The sequence below is a fragment of the Acetobacter fabarum genome, from assembly GCF_040702925.2.
In the GTDB taxonomy this organism is placed as follows: Bacteria; Pseudomonadota; Alphaproteobacteria; order Acetobacterales; family Acetobacteraceae; genus Acetobacter; species Acetobacter fabarum_B.
The window spans coordinates 1-18,191 of record NZ_JBFCXX020000022.1 but is presented as its reverse complement, the minus strand read 5'-3'; the positions used below and the strand labels follow the sequence as shown (position 1 = coordinate 18,191).

Below are 18,191 nucleotides of genomic sequence, written 5' to 3'. Positions count from 1 at the left end.
CTTCCCATCATTGAAAAAATAAGTGATATTATATATTACTTTAAAAATACAGTTTAGTATATCTTAGTATGCAAAAAGAACAACTTTTGTCCTATCTTCATTTATCTTATCTGGATCAACAATTCCTGCATTCTTCATACCCATAAGGGCCATAGTTTTTGGCCAATGCTCACAAGCTGGTGGGGATTGAGCATAAGCATAATTTGTGAATACGAAAGACAGAAACAAGTATAAATATTTCATCTTACTACTCTTATAATATGATCATTGCTGCTCCACATCCGCTGCCACGAATCAGGTTTGACGATAATACATCCATTTGATGCTTCTCCAGAATGACCTGCACTCTCTCCATGGATCATAAATCCCGTTCTTCCGTAAACATTGGTGCCGTTTATAGGAGTCAGGCGCATCCTATATGCGCCTGACGAAATGTCTTCCCAATGGAGTACGGACCACAAGGAATAGGACCAGTGTTATGAACCGCCTCGTTGTCTGGCTGGTTTTTTTCCTATTCCTATGCCTGCATGACCACCAACAGTCATGGTGTTGTTGAATTTAGAACATCTGTAGAGTGGCTATATTCCCAAGGCATACACTCATCCTCCTGAAAGGACATTCGCAAAATTGATCTATTCTGCATGGAATTATCGATAAGCGGCCATTCATGCGGATGTTTTTTCACGCGCCAAGACAGCCCTTCCAGCACAAAACCCGGGACTAAACACCTAATCTGGCCAGCTATCCTCACGCTGGGCGAGCAGGCGCAGTGTTACGGCCAGCGCAACCCCCACCAGCCCGACAAGCCCCCCGCCCAGCATCATGCCACACTCAAAATCCACACTCATGATGCCTGAATAGCCGTGTTGTCAGCCTGACATTTGGCAAAGAGCGCCGCAATATCCGCATCACTCGGGCCTGTACCGCTTTTGCTTTGCTCAATGGCGCTCAAAACCGTGTCATACGCTTCGGGGCCGTATTTTTCTGCCAGAGAGACCACAGTCCCCACAATCCCCAGTATGACGCTAATTTCTGCTGCGGTCATGGCTCATTCCTTCCCATTGGTGGATACGGACATATCCGCATCGGTCTGCGTGGTTGTCGTCACGGTAGTCGTGTCTGTTGCCGTGCCTGTAGTCGTGGCCATAGTACACGCAGCCGGAGTGCTCCCCCCGGTAAGCCCGCTCCAGCAGGTGGAAAACGCGGCAAAATCCGCCTGCAGGGCAGCAACGGCTGTTTCGGCCAGCGTATTCCCGGCCTGTATGGATTGCTCAAGCGCGCTCAGTTCGTCCAACACGCTCTGGCTGGCCTTGCGGGCAAGGGCTTTTTGCCCGGCACTCAGGTTTACGCCGGGCACATGCCCTGCCATAACATCGGGCATGGGGCTGGCCAGCAGGTGGTACGCACTGGCCGTATCATACACCGCCTGACGCAGCTTGCCCTGCGCGGTTTGCGCGCACGAACATAGCAGGCACAGCGCCACAAGGCTGCCCGCTTTGACATGATTTTTCATACTTATTGTTCCTGAAAGGAAAATTTTTACGGTGTGGTTTTCTCTGCAACCACACATTCCGTGGCCGCAGCATCAGCCTCCGCAGCGGGCTCGCTGGCAGATGGGGTCTTGACCAGATGAGTAGCCATATACGGCATAGCGTACTGCACTCCCAGCCCTGTTACCCGCACCATCTGGTACAGCGCAACCAGCAGTCGCCCGTGCACGGGGGCGGGCACAGCAGCCGTTATGGCCGCACAGGTGACCATACCTGCGCAGATAACAAGCGCCACGTTTTGTGGCAGAACAGAAAAAAACGAGGGAATAAAAGCAATAATCGCAGCAACCTTGGCTGTATTGCGCGTGACGGACCCCATAGCGGGCACATTGTGGCCTGTATCGGCCATGCTCAGAACCTCCATTTGACGGATTGATCGTCTGCCCACTGCCCGCCAGACCCAAGGCCACACCCCGCATGCCGCGCATGGAATTCTTCCATACCCTGAACACAAAAAACCTGCCCCTGACAGGCAGGAACAGGTGAGCAAGGGGTATAAAGCGGCAGGGGTAAAAGGGGTGTCTTGCGTGTCTGGCGTAACGCTACGGCATTGCCCCAAAGGGCGCAGAACAGGCGACGATAAAAAACCTATGCCACACTTTGCGCGCATAAACACTGTTTTTTATTCTGCCACACATCCCAGCAACAATACCCACCGCGCAAACCTGACCATAACACGAGGGATACCCCCTCAGAAGACGACCGCACACTCTCAAGTGTGGGTGACTATATGCTCCTAAAATAAGCCGCTCCAACCAACAAATATATGGAACGTCTGTTTAAAAAAGGAAAAATACCCAGTCATTTCATTTTTATTATGCAGGAAGCCCGCCGGACATATTATTTACAAAGTGCTCAAGAATGCCCAAGATGGAGCGCAAGACTGCGCGGTATATCCGTATTACAATGATCGAAAAGAACACAATGGGTTAGTTTACTATGTCCAAACTGCTAAAATGTACAAACCATGATATTCGCACTATATTTCCGCGTCTAGCCGATCTGGGTGCCTGTTCCTTCGGCGAGGATGCTGATATTTTTGGCGATACGTTGGCAGAAGTTGTTGAAAATGCACCACGAGGTCATGGCCTGCTGTTCAAACAGCAAACAGTCAACGAATTAAAGACTTTACTGGCTTGCAATGAGGCAGAACTCAACCATGCAAGCTTTGCTTTGATCGCCATAAGTCCTACTGAAGAGGTTGAAGAACCACCTAATTGGGGCAATTTTCCAACCTTGCGGGCGTTCTGGTCTGTCACCCTCCACAGTTTTGAAAATGACCCCGAGGTACAGGCAGGAAAAGAGATTGACCCAAGTATGTTTTGATGGCGACCGTAATGAATCACGACCGCATAATCTCAAGGTAGGTGGCCATATACTACGAAAACACATCGCTCTCAGCGACGAATATATTGAACGTCGGTTTAAAAAAGAAAAACTTCCAGTATTTTCATTCTTTACCACACAACAAGCATCCGAACGTATTATTCATAAAGTACTCAGAAATAACGCTTCCAAGCTCGATACCTGGCTCAAAAATACCAAAGAGGGAGCGGAAATGGTGCTTGACCAAAATATCGCTGAAAGGGAAACTGTTGTCATTGAAAAAGCCGATCGTCTGCGTAAGACTGCACGGTATATTCGCATTACAATTATCAAAAAAGAACATAATGGGTTAGTTTACTATGTCCAAACTGCTAGACTTGACTAAATTTGATATTATTGACTTATTCCCGCGTCTAGCCGATCTGGGTGTCGGCTCCTTCGGCGAGGATGCTGATATCTTTGGCGATACGTTGGCAGAAGTTATTGAAAATGCGCCACAAGGTCATGACCTGCTGTTCAAACAGCAAACAGTCAACGAATTAAAGACTTTACTGGCTTGCAATGAAGCAGAACTCGACCATGCGAGCTTTGCTTTGATCCGCATAAGTCCCACTGAAGAGGTTGAAGAACCACCTGACTGGGGCAATTTTCCAACCCTGCGGGCATTCTGGTCTGCCGTCCTCCACAGTTTTGAAAATGACCCCGAGGTACAGGCAGGAAAAGAGATTGACCCAAGTATGTTTTGATGGCGACCGTAATGAATCACGACCGCATAATCTCAAGGTAGGTGGCCATATACTACGAAAACACGCCGCTCTCACCGACGAATATATTGAACGTCGGTTTACAAAGGAAAAACTTCCAGTAGTTTCATTCTTTACTACACAGGAAGCATCCGAACGTATTATTCACAAAGTACTCAGAAATAACGCCTCCAAGATTGATACCTGGCTCAGGAATGCCAAAGATGGAGTGGAAATGCTGCTTGACCAAAATATCTCTGAAATGGGGACTGTTGTCATTGAAAAAGCCGATCGTCTGCGTAAGACTGCACGGTATATTCGCATTACAATTATCAAAAAAGAACATAATGGGTTAGTTTACTATGTCCAAACTGCTAGAATGTACAAATAATGATATTCGCGACATATTCCCGCGTATAAAAAATCTTGGCGCCGGTTCCTTCGGCGAGGATGCTGATATCTTTGGCGATACGTTGGCAGAAGTTATTGAAAATGCACCACAAGGTCATGACCTGCTGTTCAAACAACAAACAGTCAACGAATTAAAGAATTTACTGGCTTGCAATGATGCGGAACTCAATCATGCGAGCTTTGCTTTGATCGCCATAAGTCCCACTGAAGAGGTTGAAGAACCACCTGACTGGGGCAATTTTCCAACCCTGCGGGCATTCTGGTCTGCCGTCCTCCACAGTTTTGAAAATGACCCCGAGGTGCAGGCGGGAAAAGAGATGGACCCAGATATGTAAAGGTGGGTCGTTCACCAGCGCGATTTTATAACCCGGAGCGGATTGGCAGTTTTTAGCGCTTTTTGGGGAGAAATGGTGAGCCGGGAGGGACTCGAACCCTCGACCATTCGATTAAAAGTCGAATGCTCTACCGGCTGAGCTACCGGCTCACACATGAAACCACGCGGGCGGTCAGAGACCGTGCGTGATGGGGCTGTTCCTAACCGGATTAACCCCCTGCGTCAAGCACACAAAGGCATTTTTCCGCCTCTTTGTGCCACATCAGACCTATCGCGGGCGCAATGAGCGGCCATGTCTCGCAAGGGCTCATACAAAAACGGCCCGCCGGGTCAGGGCGGGCCGTTTGCGTGGGATCAGGCTTCCGCCTTGTCCGCCGGGACCATTTTGGCAATCCGGTCGGGCTCGTTCACCACGCCGGAGGAGCCGGAGCCACGTTTGATCTTGTCCACGTTCTCCATACCTTCAACCACTTCACCGACAATGGTGTACTGGCCATCCAGATGGGGGGAGGGCTCGAACATGATAAAGAACTGGCTGTTCGCGCTGTTCGGGTCAGACGTGCGCGCCATGCCAATGGTGCCACGTTCAAACTTGGCCTTGTTGGTAAATTCGGCAGGCAGGTCCGGCAGGTCGGAACCGTGCATACCTGTGCCCGTGGGGTCACCGCCCTGAGCCATAAAGCCGGGGATAACGCGGTGGAAAGCCACGTTGTCATAAAAACCCTGTTCGGCCAGCGTGCGCAGGCGTTCGGCGGCCTTGGGGGCAAGGTCGGGGCGCAGACGGATAACCACGCGGCCTGCGGGCACATCCATGTAAATCAGGTCTTTTTTATCTTCTGTGGACATCAGAAACTCTCCTGTTAAGGCAACACCCGCCCAAATACGCGGTTCAGCCCGTGCGTTCAGCCAGACGGGCCAGCAGGCGCGCCTGGGTATAGGGTGTTACAAACTCCGAAATATCGCCGTTGTAGCTCGCAATTTCCTTCACCATACGGGAAGAAATAAACTGCGTGCGCTCCGACGCCATAAGGAACACGGTTTCTATCCCGCTATCCAGCCGCCGGTTTACGCCCGTCATCTGCACTTCGTAATCAAAGTCGGACAGAACGCGCAGGCCACGGAAAATAAGCGTAGCCCCATTGGCCCGCACCGCCTCCACCAGAAGCGAGTGGAAGGAGACAACCGTCATCTCCCCCCCTGTACGCGCCTTGATGGCAGGCAGGGCCTCGCTCACACATTCGATCCGCTCTTCAAGCGGCATGAGCGGGCTTTTGCCGGGGTTGCGGGCAACCCCGATAATCAGCCGGTCCACCAGCCTGCTTGCCCGCTCGATCACGTCCAGATGGCCGACTGTTACCGGGTCAAACGTGCCAGCGTACAGCCCGACACGTTTGGGTGCGGCAGCAGGGCTGCTCATGCTGCGGGACCGGCACCATCATCCGAGGACTGCCGGGGGGCCGCATCTTCCGCCTCGCCTGCTTCGTCCTCACCATCATCCATAACCGGGAACACACTGGTAATGCGTTCCGCATCATTCAGGCGCAGCAGGGTCACCCCACTGGCCTGACGGGCCATGATACGCACCTGATCAACCGGCACGCGGATCAGGCGGCCAGCATCGGTCACGAGCATGACATCCGTACCCGGCAACACCGGCAGGGTGGCCGAAACCTCCGTCCCGCGCTTGTTGGCAGAGAAGGTCATGTTGGTAATGCCCTGCCCGCCACGCCCGCTTACGCGGTAATCATAGGCGGAGGAGCGGCGGCCAAATCCGCCATCACTCACAATCAGCAGCACTTCTTCGGCCGCTTCAAGCTGGGCAAAGCGTTCGGGGGTCAGGGCTTCGGTGCCGGTTGCACCTTCATCCTCATCCCCATCCACCACGGATATGTCGGCATCATCCTCGGTGTCGGCTGCATTTTCGGCCCGGCGTTTGGCGTTGGCCATCCGCAGGTAGGCTGTGCGTTCCTCCACCGTGGCCTCAACATGGTTGAGCACGGCAAGGCTGATCACCCGGTCGCCCTCGGCCAGACGGATCCCGCGCACACCCGACGACCCGCGCCCGGCGAACACACGCACCGTCTCATCCGTAATCTGGAAGCGGATGCAGCGCGCCTTGCGGGTGGCAAGGAATACGTCCTGCCCGTCGCGGCAGGTGGCAACGCCGATCAGGCTGTCGCCGTCATCCAGCTTCATGGCGATCATGCCGGAAACACGGATATTGCGGAAGTCGCTCAGCCGGTTACGGCGCACACCCCCGCTGGCGGTGGCAAAGACAAGGTGCAGGCTTTCCCACAGTTCCTCATCCTGCGGCAGGGGGAGCACGGCGGTAATGGTGTCTGTTCCAAGGTCGGGCAGCAGGTTAACCAGCGCGCGGCCCTTGGCGGCGGGGCCTGCCTCTGGCAGACGCCACACCTTCTGGCGGTACACCTTGCCACCGGAGGAGAAGAACATGACCCACTGATGCGTGTGCGCGTTAAAGGAGCGCACCACAATATCATCCCCGCGGGTTCCTGCCCCGGTGCGGCCACGGCCACCACGGTTTTGCGCGCGGAACACATCCAGCGGCGTGCGTTTGATAAAGCCTTCCCGCGTGATGGTCACAACCATCTGGCCGGGTTCGATCAGGCTTTCATCATCCTGATCCCCGTCATAATCGGTAATGTCGGTTACGCGCGGGGTTACCAGTTCGGCGCGGGCGCGGGCCAGTTCCTCGCACAGCACTTCCATGCGGCGGGGGCGGCTGCTGATAATTTCGAGCAGTTCGTTAATCCGCACCGCCACTTCGGACAGTTCGTTCTGGATCTTGTCCCGCTCAAGCCCGGTCAGGCGTTGCAGGCGCAGCTCCAGAATCCCGCGCGCCTGCGCTTCGGTCAGGCGGACCTTGCCATCCACCACCACGTTGCCTTCATCGTGGATCAGGGCCAGCAGGGGCTCCACATCCGCGGCATTCCACTGCGCCGCCATAAGCGACTCCCGCGCGGTAGCGGCATCTGGCGCTGCGCGGATAAGGGCAATAACGGCATCAATATTGGCAACCGCGATAACCAGCCCGACCAGAATATGGGCCCGGTCGCGCGCCTTGTTCAGGTCATGACGCGAGCGGCGCAGAATCACTTCCTCGCGGAAGGCAATAAAGGCCTCCAGCACATCCTTCAGGCCCATCAGGCGGGGCTTGCCGCCATCAAGGGCCAGCATGTTCACGCCAAAGGAGGTCTGGAGCTGGGTAAAGCGGTAAAGCTGGTTCAGCACCACTTCGGGCGTGGCATCACGCTTGATTTCAATCACCACGCGCATGCCCGAGCGGTCGGACTCGTCGCGGATATCGGCAATGCCTTCCACCTGCTTGGAGCGGACCAGATCGGCAATACGCTCCTGCAGGGTGGCCTTGTTGACCTGATAGGGGATCTCGCTCACCACAATGGCTTTGCGGTCCTTGCGGATTTCCTCAATATCGGCCTTGGCGCGGATGATGATGGAGCCGCGCCCCGTAGCATAGGCGCTGCGAATGCCAGAACGCCCCAGAATGGTGCCGCCTGTGGGAAAATCCGGACCGGGCACAATGTCCATCAGCTCTTCGAGCGTCATGTCCGGTCTGGCGATCAGGGCCAGTGTGGCGTCCACCACTTCCCCCGGATTATGGGTGGGAATGTTGGTGGCCATACCCACGGCAATGCCGGTTGCGCCATTGATCAGCAGGTTGGGGAAAGCGGCGGGCAGAACCGTGGGTTCGTTTTCGCTTTCATCGTAGTTGGGCTGAAAATCGACCGTATCGCGGTCAATGTCACCGAGCAGAAAGGTGGAGGAGCGGGCCAGACGCGCCTCGGTATAACGCATGGCGGCGGGGCTGTCCCCATCCACCGAGCCAAAGTTACCCTGCCCGTCGATCAGCTTGACGCGCATGGACCAGGACTGCGCCATACGCACCATGGCTTCGTAAATGGAGCTGTCGCCATGGGGGTGATATTTACCCATGACCTCACCCACTGCACGGGCGGACTTGCGGTAAGGCTTGTCGTGGGTAAAGCCGCTCTCGTGCATGGCGTAAAGAATACGCCGGTGCACGGGCTTGAGACCATCTCGCACATCAGGCAACGCACGGCTGACAATGACCGACATCGCATACGCAAGGTAGGAGGAGCGCATCTCCTCCTCAATGGTCACGGGCACAAGGTCTGAAGGCTGCGGTGATCCGGTCTGGTCAGAAATCTCGGTCAAGGTTCATCCGTTCTGTCATGCTGCGCGGCTGTGTGGGCTAGTGCCCGCACGCCCCGCCAAATCCACCTGAACACCGGTTGCCGCGGTGCGGTGTATTTTCTAGCACCAAACCCCGCAAACTCCTAGCGTCGGGCAGCTTTTTGCCCCGCATAAAACCACCACCTCCACACACGCCCTTGCCCCTTGCGGGGGACTGTGCCCATCATGGCCCATCACATGGAGTTTGCACGCGATGCGCCTTATCCTTGCCCTGCTTTTGCCGTGGTTGCAGTTCTTTACCATTGGTCGCCCTTTTGCGGGCCTTGCCTGTCTTGTGTTGCAGGTCACGCTTATTGGCTGGGTCCCGGCGGCCATCTGGTCGGTTTATGCGCTGAGCCAGTACACAACGGACCAGAAAATCGCCCGCATACGGCGCTAGCTACGCGCCAGAGCCAGAGTCAGGGAGTTCCTCCGTATGGACCGGAGACGGAGGGCATCCCCTGCCCCGCCACAGCATTGCCGGGACTGATAAATCCATATTGCCGGAAAATACGTTGCGCCTCTGGTGACAGCAAAGTTTTCCCGAACGCCTCAGCCTCTGCTCTGTGGCGGGTTTTATCCAGAATGAGCGCCGCATATTCCACGGGCACGCTCAGCCTGTCTGGCAAGGGCGTGTAGGACAGATCGGGCGACGGCTTTAAGGAATGCTGGCTACAGTACGCCAGAAACACATCCACCTGCGCCGAGCGCAGGTAATAGGCCACAGGGCTGGCCCCCGGCGGTACGGGTGGTACCACGGCTCCCCCCACCAGCGCGCGCGCCCTGTACAGGACAGAACCCGGAGCAAGATGTTCGACCTGCTCCAGTCTGGACAGAACCTGCCAGGCGTAATCTCCCCCCGGATCATTTCCCGGTGTTGAAATGCCAATATGCACCGCCGGATCAAGCAGGCGCGCAGCACTGTTGCGCGTTGTCAGGCCCGACTGCGCTGGCGCGATAAGGCACAGGCTGTTTCTGACAAACACAAAAGATGCCCGCCCCAGCCCCGCCTGCACAAGCTGGCGCGGATACGCCGTATCGGCGGAAAGGAACATGTCGGCATGCTCTCCCCCCGCAATCTGGCGGCTGAGCTGGCCTGCCGGGCCATAAGTCAGCCTGACCGGAACGTGCGTGCGCTGCGTAAACTCCCGCGCAATATCATCCAGCGCCCCGCGCAGGCTGCCTGCGGCGGCAATAGCCAGCGGCCCGCCCGCATCCGCCCGTGCGGGGCGGGCAGGCGCAAAAGCGCACAATGCGCCCACCAGCAGACAGGCCCGGCCTGCAAAACGCCGGAGAGGAGAGAAATGAGCCATCACAAATCCACCTGCACGGAAAGCCTTATGGAGCGGGGTGCGCCCAGTGTTCCTGTGCCGCTCCCCGTACTGTTATAGCCGCTCTGGCTGCTTGGGGTAATATTCGCCCAGTAACTGGCGTTGCTGATATTCCTGACATTAAGCGTCCAGACTACCGTCCTGCCCAGAATAGGGCGTGTATAGCGCAGCCCCATGTTACCGATCAGGTAGCCCGATGCGTACATGGTGTTTGTATAGTTGCCCGGCCGCCGCGCGGAATAGTTGACATCGGCAGTCAGGGTTATCGGCCGGTAGAACGGAAGGTTGTATTCCGCCAGCGCATTCAGAACCACCGGGGCCAGACCGAGCACTTTCCGCCCCTCCGTCGCCGCGGAGCCCGTATCGTGCAGGCGTGGGTCCAGCACCGCAATACCGCCAAACAGGGTCAGGGACCGCGCAATAACAGTACTGGCCATGACCTCAAAACCACGGTTCTTCTGGTTCCCCTGAAGGGCAAACACGTTATTGGCCCCAATATAGGCGTAAGGCCGCTCGATCTGGTAAAAGGCCGTGCGCAGGTCAACTTTTCCAAGCTGGACCTTATAGCCAAGCTCCCATTGCTGGCTGCGATAGGGGACCAGACTCTGCCCCGCATTAGCCGAACCCGCAGGGGCATTATCCCCCTGTTGCAGGCTGTTGGCGTAAGTAAAATATGCGCTCATGCTCTCGGTCGGCCTGTAGATCAGGCTCGCTGTCGGGCTGATGCCACTGGCCGTGTAGCGGCTGGTGCGCACACCGGTTTTGCTATAATTGCTGGTGTCTATCCAGCTCTGGTTTGCAACTGCCTGCACACTCCAGTGACGACCAAAACTGATTTTATCGCCAAATGTAATGGACTGCTGGAACGTATGGACAGAGCGGTACCGATTGCGGAAATCCGGAAAATCCGGCTCCGCGAACGCCACCGGGTCAGACAGGGATGCAGTACCCAGCGTAATGGCCCCCGTTTTGTAGGGCGTATATCTATCCCACGAAAAACCCGTTGTCCCCACAACAAGATCATGCACCAGAGGCCCTGTGCGCACGCGGCCGTTGAGATAGACATTATTGCTCAGAACCGCATCCAGACTGTAGGTTGTGTTGGCAGCCGTCGTGCGGTAGCGCCCTGCGTTGTTCAGCAGCGTATTGGTCACCGCCGTGGAGGCGCGGTCATTCGTCTCGTGCAGAATTCCGGCTGAGACTGTCCAGTCCCTGTTGATCTTGTGGGTAATATGCCCCTGGGTCAGGATCGTCAGATTATTGTCCCCGGCATAGGACTGCCCATATCCCACCGTCCGGGGGGATGGGGCACTGGGGAACACCACCCCCGTTGCCAGCGCAAACGTGCCGGGCAGCCCCTTGTCAACATAATGGTAGGCGCTGGTGTCCACTTCCAGCGTGGTCTGGGGTGTGAGGTGAAAATCCAGATCAAGGCTTGCAAGTTCGCGCTTGAGCTGACTGTCTTTGGCGTAATATGTCCCGTCCTGCTCAACCAGATTGAGCCGGTATCCAAAACGGTGCGCATGGTCAAAATGACCACCAAGGTCAATGTGGCCCATCCAGTCATCGCGTGACAGATATTCCGCCCGCACCCGGCGCAGGCTTTTTTCGGTCGGCCGCTTCAGCACATAATTGAACGTACCCGCCGGACTGGCCGCCCCGAACAGCCCGCTGGTGGGGCCATTCATAACCTCTATCCGTTCAAACTGCTCCATGGGGTAATCCGTCGTCGCGGCAATGTTCAGCCCGTTTATAAAGGTGTTCTGCACCACCCCGGCCTGCATACCCCGTGACTGGGGGCGGATGTTTTCGCCCTGAACGGATGGAATGAACCTGAACACCTCCTGCACGTCCAGCAAGGACTGGTTCCGGGCGAGCGCCTCTGGCACCGCATCAATTGCGTACGGTACCTCAACCTTTGACGCGCTGTGAAAAGGGTCCAGCGTTGTGGACAGAACCCGGTAATCCGCCACGCGTGAGGAGAGCGGGCTGGTTACGGTAATATGTTCCACCGCCGGGTCCGTCTGGGCATGGCCAGTTCCCATGAGCATGACCAGCAGAGGCGGCGAAACCAGAAAACCGCCCAGACGGTGGCCGGAAAAAAACCGGCGTAATTCCAGATAATGATGGCCCATGGATCCGCGACACCCTTTTGCGTCAATATTTTCCCAACATTCCTGCTGAAATGCCCGCAATGACCCGGCCGGAACTGCTCCATACAGCCACGCTTCAAGCTGCCTCAATCCGCTCATGCCAGATCAGCGTCCTGAACATAATGAAGACGGCGTATATATACAATGGAATATAGATAACGTGCTGCGTTTTCCTGCCCCATTCCTGGCAGGCGCGGTCTTATTGCAAAAACGGAATAACCGGACAGCGCGGCCCGGTCTGCGCAACGGATTCTGGAAAACGGCGGGGCCACAAGCCAAACGGCCCATGCCCCCGGAACACCCCTCCGCCCGGAGCAGAGGGATGGCCTTACCTGCCGGTCATGATCCGTTCGACCAGTTGTCTGGTCGTGGGCACAAACCCGTTGGCATAGAACGGGTCGGTGCCAAAGCGCCACGCATTGGTGCCGCCGAACATCAGGTTTTCGTCCATCACCTTGTCCGCATCCGGGCCGGAGGCGTGGGCCACGGCCTGAAGCGTTTTCTGGATACAGAAGGAGCGTGGGTCCGCCCGGTGGCCGTTGCTGTAGCTCGGGCCACGCTGGCTCCAGTTGGAGAACTTGCACTCCGAAAGGCAGCCCATGCAGTCCGTCTGGTCCGCCACAATCATGCGAGCCCGGTCGGGAGTAACAAAAATGAGCGTGGAATCGGGGGTGCGCAGGGCTTCAACAAAGCCTTCGCTTTCCCACTGCTGCACGCGCGCCACGTCTTCGGGCTTCAGGAACACTTCGCGCTTGCGGGGGCCAACACCGTAAGGCGCTGTCAGTTCATCCGTCGCTTCGGTTGCAAACGGAACCTGATGTTCAGTGCGCTGGCGCAGTTCATGCAGGAAGCCGTTGTTCACAGCGGAGGAGTAGAACCCCGTGGGGGAGAAGCGGTTGAGGTACACATCGCCTTTTTTCAGGGTCAGCAACCGGCGCTTCCACGCCTCGGGGATCGGGCTTTCAGTGGTCAGCAGCGGACGTGTACCAAACTGGAAGGCAATCGGCCCCAGTTCTGCACTGTCAATCCAGTCCTGCCATTCTTCCAGCCACCAGACGCCACCGGCCATGATAATGGGGATATTGTCCAGCCCAAAGCCGCGCATGGCCTGCCGCAGGGCCAGCACACGCGGGTAGGGGTCTTCCGGCGCAAAGGGGTTTTCGGTGTTGGACAGGCCGTTATGCCCGCCCGCACGCCAGGGGTCTTCGTACACAACGCCACCCAGCAGGTCGGACGCCTTGCTGTACGAACGCTTCCACAACGCATTGAAGGCCCGGGCGGAAGAAACGATAGGGTAGTAATACACCCCAAACTGGGCGGCAATGTCGGCCAGACGGTAGGGCATACCCGCACCGCAGGTCAGGCCGTGGATCATACCCCTGGCTCCTTCGAGCACGCCGGTAATCACCCGTTCGGAGGCAGCCATTTCCCACAGGATGTTGGCATGGATGCGCCCCTTGCCACCAGAAACCTCGTGCGCAATGCGCGCCTGCGCAATGCCGCCACGAATGGCGTAGTCCACAAGCTCCTCATGCCGTTCCCGGCGGGTGCGGCCATGGTAAATCTGCTGCACCGGGTGACCCTGCTCGTCATAGCTGTCCGCATTGACGATGGAGATCGTCCCCGCACCCCCCGCAGCCGCCCATGCCCCGGCCGATGCACCTGTGGAAACGGAAACGCCCTTACCGCCCTCTACCAGCGGCAGAACATCCGTCCCTCCCATGCGAAGCGTGTTAATCGCCTTCATGACTATCCTGTCGTTTCTCTAAGATACCTGTATCTGGTCCGCGACGTGGAGGGGTGCGGAAGCCCCCTCCACAGAGGAAGCGCCTTATTCGGCATCCCGGCGCGGTGCGCGGGCAGGTTTTTCGCCTACGGTTTCCGTAATATCGGCACCCGTAGCCTGATCAACAACGCGCATGGACAGCTTGACCTTGCCGCGATCGTCAAAACCAATGACCTTGACCTTCACGGCGTCGCCATCCTTGACCACATCGGAAGTACGGCCGACGCGACCCTGCGCCAGTTCGGAAATATGAACCAGCCCGTCACGCGCACCAAGGAAGTTGACGAACGCGCCAAAGTCGGCGGTCTTGACGACCTTGCCATCGTAAATGCGGCCCAGTTCGGGCTCGGCCACAATGCCGTTAATGCGTTCGAGCGCCTTTTTGGTCTGGTCTTCGGCGGTGGCGGCAATGGTGATTGTCCCATCGTCCCCGATATCCACCTTCGCACCCGAGTATTCCACGATTTCGCGGATAACCTTGCCGCCTGAACCAATGACATCACGGATTTTTTCGCGCGGCACCTTCATGGTGGTGATGCGCGGCGCCGTGGTGGCGACAGCCGTGCGGTTTTCGGTCAGCGCCTTGCTCATTTCGCCCAGAATATGCAAGCGGCCATCGCGCGCCTGACCCAGAGCGATCTTCATGATTTCGGGCGTGATGGACGTGATCTTGATGTCCATCTGCAGCGCGGTCACGCCTTCTTCGGTCCCGGCGACCTTGAAGTCCATGTCGCCCAGATGATCTTCATCACCCAGAATGTCGGACAGGACGGCAAACTTGTCGCCTTCCTTGATCAGACCCATGGCAATACCGGCCACAGGGCGCTTGAGGGGCACACCGGCATCCATAAGGGCCAGCGAGCTACCGCAAACGGTCGCCATGGAGGAGGAGCCATTGCTTTCCGTAATTTCGGAAACAACACGCACCGTGTAGGGGAATTCCTTGCGGTTGGGCATCAGCGGGTGCAGGGCGCGCCATGCCAGCTTGCCATGCCCGATTTCACGCCGGCCGGGGGAGCCTACGCGACCGCACTCACCTACGGAGTAGGGAGGGAAGTTGTAGTGCAGCAGGAAGTTGGTGCGGTATTCGCCTTCCAGCGCATCAATCACCTGTTCGTCCTGACCGGTGCCCAGCGTGGTCACAACCAGAGCCTGCGTTTCGCCACGGGTGAACAGGGCGGACCCATGCACGCGGGGCAGCACGCCCACTTCGGGCACAATCGGGCGCACGGTTACAAGATCACGCCCGTCAATACGCTTGCTGGTCTTGAGCACCGAGGTGCGGACCACATCGGCTTCAAGGTCCTTGATCATGGGCTTGGCGGCGGACACGTCCAGCTCGGCGGCTGTCAGTTTTTCCACAATGGCGTCACGCGCGGCCTTGAGCTTTTCGTAGCGGGTCTGCTTCTGCTTTTCCTTGTAAGCATCGGCGATCAGCTTACGGCCCAGCTTGTCCACCTGCTTGCGCAGAGCGGCTTCTTCCTTGCTTTCGCTCGGCAGGTCCCACGGTTCCTTGGCGGCGTGTTCGGCCAGCGCAATAATGGCGTCCAGCACGGGCTGGAAGGCGGTGTGGCCAAAGGTCACGGCATCGAGCATCACGTCTTCAGACAGTTCGGATGCTTCGGATTCCACCATCAGCACGCCTTCGGCGGTCCCGGCCACCACCAGATCAAGGTCGGTTTCCTTGAGCTGTTCCAGCGTGGGGTTGAGGATGAACGCACCATCCGCAAAGCCAACGCGGGCAGCACCCACGGGGCCGAAGAACGGAATACCAGACAGGGTAAGTGCTGCCGAGCAGCCGATCAGGGCGGGAATGCTCGGGTCGTTTTCCATGTCGTGGGTCAGCACCGTGGCGATGACCTGCACCTCATTGCGGAACCCTTCGGGGAAGAGGGGGCGAATGGGGCGGTCGATCAGGCGGGAGACCAGAGTTTCGTTCTCGGAAGGACGACCCTCACGCTTGAAGAACCCGCCGGGGATCTTGCCTGCCGCGTAGGCTTTTTCCTGATAGTTGACGGTCAGGGGGAAGAAGTCCTGCCCCGGCTTGACGTCACGCGCGCCAACAGCGGTACACAGGACCACGGTTTCGCCATACGTGACCAGCACCGCGCCGTCGGCCTGACGGGCAACCTTGCCGGTTTCGAGCACCAGCGGACGACCTGCCCACTCAATTTCTTTGCGGAAGTAGTTAAACATTCTGTCTTCTCATCTTCTGTTGACACAGTTTTTATTCAAAACCACGGCAAACAGCGGGACAGAACCGAATGGCGGACAGCGCCTCGGACGGCATGGAGACTGGCGGCAGCACCGCCCAGGCGCCATGTGGTCGGAAACGCCGTGGCCTTACCCGGAACATCAGAGCCCGCGTGCCAAAGCCTGTGGCATACAACGGTATATGGGGGTTTGGCGGCCATATGACCAGCACAAAAACCCCCACAGACCACCCGGCCTGCCCCCCGGCCCGACAGGATGCCGGACTGGCGGACAAAAACCGGAAATTAGCGGCGCAGACCCAGACGCGCGATCAGCGCTTCGTAGCGGCTCTGGCTCTTACCACGCAGGTAGTCCAGCAGACGGCGACGACGGCCAACCATGATCAGCAGACCACGGCGGGAATGGAAGTCCTTCGCGTGGGTCTTGAGGTGGTCGGTCAGGTTGTTGATGCGCTCGGTCAGGATTGCAACCTGCACTTCGGGCGAACCCGTATCGCCCTGGGCGGTCTGGTATTCGGCAATAACCTCGGTGCGGCGTTCAGCGGTAATCGACATCACATGTCTCCATCAGAAAAATGTCATAGAATGCGTACTGGCCTGAGCTGCCCATCTTCCAGGCGGCCAAGGCCAAGCACACGCCCTGCGTCCATGACACGCACGGTCCCCGAGGCATCGGTCTGGGGGATACGTCCCATCAGATCCAGAAGGCTCAGAGCCCGCCCGTGGCGCAGAAGAACAGCTTCCTCCTCAGTCAGGGCCAGCGCCGGGATGTCGGCCAGCGCGGTCTCGACCGGAAGAAGCAGTTCCGCAGAAGCATGCGCGTTGTCGTCGTTTGGCGCGAGTTTGTCCAGCATAATTGCATCGGCCTCGGTAAAAGGCCCCACGCGCAGGCGGCGCAGCACCGCAATATGGCCAACAGTACCACATGCCAGCGCCACATCACGCGCCAGTGCGCGCATGTACACGCCCTTGCCGGATTCGACCTCAAACACCGCCGTATCCGCATCGGGGCGGGCGATCAGCTCAAAACGGTCCACACGGGCGGGGCGGGGGGGCAGTTCTGGCGGACGGCCATCACGCGCCATGTCATAGGCCCGCTCGCCCGCCACCTTGAGAGCGGAATACACCGGGGGAACCTGCATGATGTCGCCCGTAAGCGCAGGCAGCGCCGCGCGGAGCTGCTCATCCGTGGGACGCACATCCGATGTGGCGGTCACTGCGCCATCGGCGTCATCACTATCGCGCGCGTCACCCATGCGCAGGGTAAACTGGTAAACCTTGGTGCCGTCCATAACATAAGGCACGGTTTTGGTGGCCGTGCCAAAAGCCAGCGGCAAAAGCCCGGTCGCCAGCGGGTCCAGCGTGCCACCATGGCCCACCTTCTGCGCATCGAACAGCCGTTTGGCCCGCCCTACCACCTGTGTGGAGGTCATGCCCGAGGGCTTGTCCACTATAAGCCAGCCGTTAAGTGGCCGCCCGCGTCTGCGTCGCATATCAACTCCCGTATGCGGGGGAGCGCGCGCCATGCTGGCCTGCGCAGCTCCCGGTTACCGCCCCGGACCCACCCGGCGCATACCAAGGGCTGCATCTAGCCGAGCATGCGCCCCCCTGCAATGCGCCCATGCAATGCTGGGCTGACGAAAATGCCTGACCATGGAAATTATTAGCAAACTCAAGACCAAGGCGGCGCACATCATCCGCACAGCGTACCATGCGGGCCAGCACTCACCATGTCGGGACTAGTCAGCACGGTGTGGCGTGTCTTAAACATTGTCCCAAACGATGACCCAGCAAACAGACCCCTCCTCCCCCACCGCCCCGGCAGACCCTGCCGCGCGCCCTGCATGGTCCCTGCAGACCGGGCCGCATGGCCCCTGCCTGAGCGTGCGGGGGGCGTGGACTGTGCCCCACGGCGGGGTCATGCCCTTTACGGCGGCGGATATTCCGCCCTCCCCACCGGGCGCGACCAGCCTGAGTATGGATACGACAGGCATTACGGCGTGGGATTCGTCCTTCATTTCCTTTCTGTGGGAAGCCAAGCAGGCTGCGGCCAGTGCCGGGCTGGCGTTTGAGCAGGACGGCCTGCCCGCCCCCGCCCAGCGCCTGCT

19 protein-coding genes, 1 tRNA gene and 1 pseudogene are annotated in these 18,191 nt (G+C 57.9%); 7 read left to right on the top strand and 14 right to left on the bottom strand.

The window, feature by feature from the left end:
• Positions 1-239: 239 nt before the first annotated feature.
• The 4 genes from AB2L51_RS12795 to AB2L51_RS12780 all read right to left on the bottom strand — a co-directional run bounded on the left by AB2L51_RS12795 (position 240) and on the right by AB2L51_RS12780 (position 1,899).
• Positions 240-413 (bottom strand): tlde1 domain-containing protein, encoded by a 174-nt coding sequence (locus AB2L51_RS12795; protein WP_395582898.1) that lies wholly within the window; start codon positions 411-413, stop codon positions 240-242.
• A gap of 431 nt (positions 414-844) precedes the next feature.
• Entirely contained in the window at positions 845-1,045 is a 201-nt protein-coding gene (locus AB2L51_RS12790; RefSeq protein ID WP_395582897.1) for a hypothetical protein, read from the bottom strand.
• 3 nt (positions 1,046-1,048) lie between these two features.
• Positions 1,049-1,513, bottom strand: a complete 465-nt coding sequence (locus AB2L51_RS12785) for a hypothetical protein (RefSeq protein WP_395582896.1) — start codon at positions 1,511-1,513, stop codon at positions 1,049-1,051.
• A 26-nt stretch (positions 1,514-1,539) separates the two neighbouring features.
• Positions 1,540-1,899 carry a hypothetical protein gene (locus AB2L51_RS12780; RefSeq protein ID WP_395582895.1) on the bottom strand — a complete coding sequence of 120 codons (360 nt, stop codon included), beginning with the start codon at positions 1,897-1,899 and terminating at the stop codon, positions 1,540-1,542.
• Between the two features lie 590 nt (positions 1,900-2,489).
• On the opposite strand from AB2L51_RS12780, the gene AB2L51_RS12775 reads away from it, so the two are divergent.
• Genes AB2L51_RS12775 through AB2L51_RS12755 form a run of 5 tightly spaced genes read left to right on the top strand, consistent with a single transcriptional unit; the run spans position 2,490 to position 4,365 of the window.
• Entirely contained in the window at positions 2,490-2,876 is a 387-nt protein-coding gene (locus AB2L51_RS12775) for a hypothetical protein (protein WP_395582894.1), read from the top strand.
• Positions 2,857-3,261 (top strand): RNase A-like domain-containing protein, encoded by a 405-nt coding sequence (locus tag AB2L51_RS12770; protein WP_395582893.1) that lies wholly within the window; start codon positions 2,857-2,859, stop codon positions 3,259-3,261. The genes AB2L51_RS12775 and AB2L51_RS12770 overlap by 20 nt, the downstream gene beginning before the upstream one ends.
• Positions 3,236-3,622 (top strand): hypothetical protein, encoded by a 387-nt coding sequence (locus tag AB2L51_RS12765; protein WP_395582892.1) that lies wholly within the window; start codon positions 3,236-3,238, stop codon positions 3,620-3,622. Before AB2L51_RS12770 ends, AB2L51_RS12765 begins: the two co-directional genes overlap by 26 nt.
• Complete coding sequence (locus AB2L51_RS12760; protein ID WP_395582891.1) at positions 3,603-4,010, top strand: RNase A-like domain-containing protein; 408 nt, start codon at positions 3,603-3,605, stop codon at positions 4,008-4,010. Before AB2L51_RS12765 ends, AB2L51_RS12760 begins: the two co-directional genes overlap by 20 nt.
• Positions 3,982-4,365: a hypothetical protein gene (locus tag AB2L51_RS12755; protein ID WP_395582890.1), complete on the top strand. Its 384-nt coding sequence runs from the start codon at positions 3,982-3,984 to the stop codon at positions 4,363-4,365. The genes AB2L51_RS12760 and AB2L51_RS12755 overlap by 29 nt, the downstream gene beginning before the upstream one ends.
• Before the next feature lie 73 nt (positions 4,366-4,438).
• Here the strand turns inward: AB2L51_RS12755 and AB2L51_RS12750 are convergent.
• From AB2L51_RS12750 to gyrA, 4 genes are all read right to left on the bottom strand, one after another.
• Positions 4,439-4,514, bottom strand: a tRNA-Lys gene (locus tag AB2L51_RS12750).
• 204 nt (positions 4,515-4,718) lie between these two features.
• Positions 4,719-5,210, bottom strand: coding sequence for a peptidylprolyl isomerase (locus AB2L51_RS12745; protein ID WP_166113394.1), 492 nt, complete (start codon positions 5,208-5,210; stop codon positions 4,719-4,721).
• 43 nt (positions 5,211-5,253) lie between these two features.
• Positions 5,254-5,781 (bottom strand): pantetheine-phosphate adenylyltransferase, encoded by a 528-nt coding sequence (gene coaD / locus AB2L51_RS12740; protein ID WP_395582889.1) that lies wholly within the window; start codon positions 5,779-5,781, stop codon positions 5,254-5,256.
• Positions 5,778-8,582 carry a DNA gyrase subunit A gene (gene gyrA / locus AB2L51_RS12735; protein ID WP_395582888.1) on the bottom strand — a complete coding sequence of 935 codons (2,805 nt, stop codon included), beginning with the start codon at positions 8,580-8,582 and terminating at the stop codon, positions 5,778-5,780. The genes coaD and gyrA overlap by 4 nt, the downstream gene beginning before the upstream one ends.
• 232 nt (positions 8,583-8,814) lie before the next feature.
• On the opposite strand from gyrA, the gene AB2L51_RS12730 reads away from it, so the two are divergent.
• Positions 8,815-9,000, top strand: coding sequence for a YqaE/Pmp3 family membrane protein (locus tag AB2L51_RS12730; protein WP_395582887.1), 186 nt, complete (start codon positions 8,815-8,817; stop codon positions 8,998-9,000).
• Between the two features lie 19 nt (positions 9,001-9,019).
• Here the strand turns inward: AB2L51_RS12730 and modA are convergent, their stop codons facing one another.
• The 6 genes from modA to truB form a co-directional block, all read right to left on the bottom strand.
• The gene (gene modA / locus AB2L51_RS12725) at positions 9,020-9,913 is read right to left on the bottom strand and encodes a molybdate ABC transporter substrate-binding protein (RefSeq protein WP_395582886.1); all 894 of its coding nucleotides are present in this window, start codon (positions 9,911-9,913) and stop codon (positions 9,020-9,022) included.
• A complete protein-coding gene (locus tag AB2L51_RS12720) occupies positions 9,913-12,066 on the bottom strand; it encodes a TonB-dependent receptor (RefSeq protein WP_395582885.1) in 2,154 nt (717 codons plus the stop codon). The genes modA and AB2L51_RS12720 overlap by 1 nt, the downstream gene beginning before the upstream one ends.
• 346 nt (positions 12,067-12,412) lie before the next feature.
• Positions 12,413-13,831: an NAD(P)H-dependent flavin oxidoreductase gene (locus AB2L51_RS12715; protein ID WP_395582884.1), complete on the bottom strand. Its 1,419-nt coding sequence runs from the start codon at positions 13,829-13,831 to the stop codon at positions 12,413-12,415.
• Positions 13,832-13,915: 84 nt separating this feature from the next.
• Positions 13,916-16,066 (bottom strand): polyribonucleotide nucleotidyltransferase, encoded by a 2,151-nt coding sequence (pnp, locus tag AB2L51_RS12710; RefSeq protein WP_166113403.1) that lies wholly within the window; start codon positions 16,064-16,066, stop codon positions 13,916-13,918.
• A 302-nt stretch (positions 16,067-16,368) separates the two neighbouring features.
• Positions 16,369-16,638, bottom strand: a complete 270-nt coding sequence (gene rpsO / locus AB2L51_RS12705) for a 30S ribosomal protein S15 (RefSeq protein ID WP_166113406.1) — start codon at positions 16,636-16,638, stop codon at positions 16,369-16,371.
• 23 nt (positions 16,639-16,661) lie between these two features.
• A complete protein-coding gene (gene truB / locus AB2L51_RS12700; RefSeq protein WP_395582883.1) occupies positions 16,662-17,576 on the bottom strand; it encodes a tRNA pseudouridine(55) synthase TruB in 915 nt (304 codons plus the stop codon).
• 289 nt (positions 17,577-17,865) lie between these two features.
• On the opposite strand from truB, the pseudogene AB2L51_RS12695 reads away from it, so the two are divergent.
• A pseudogene (locus AB2L51_RS12695) lies at positions 17,866-18,191 on the top strand (ABC transporter permease); the annotation flags it as partial.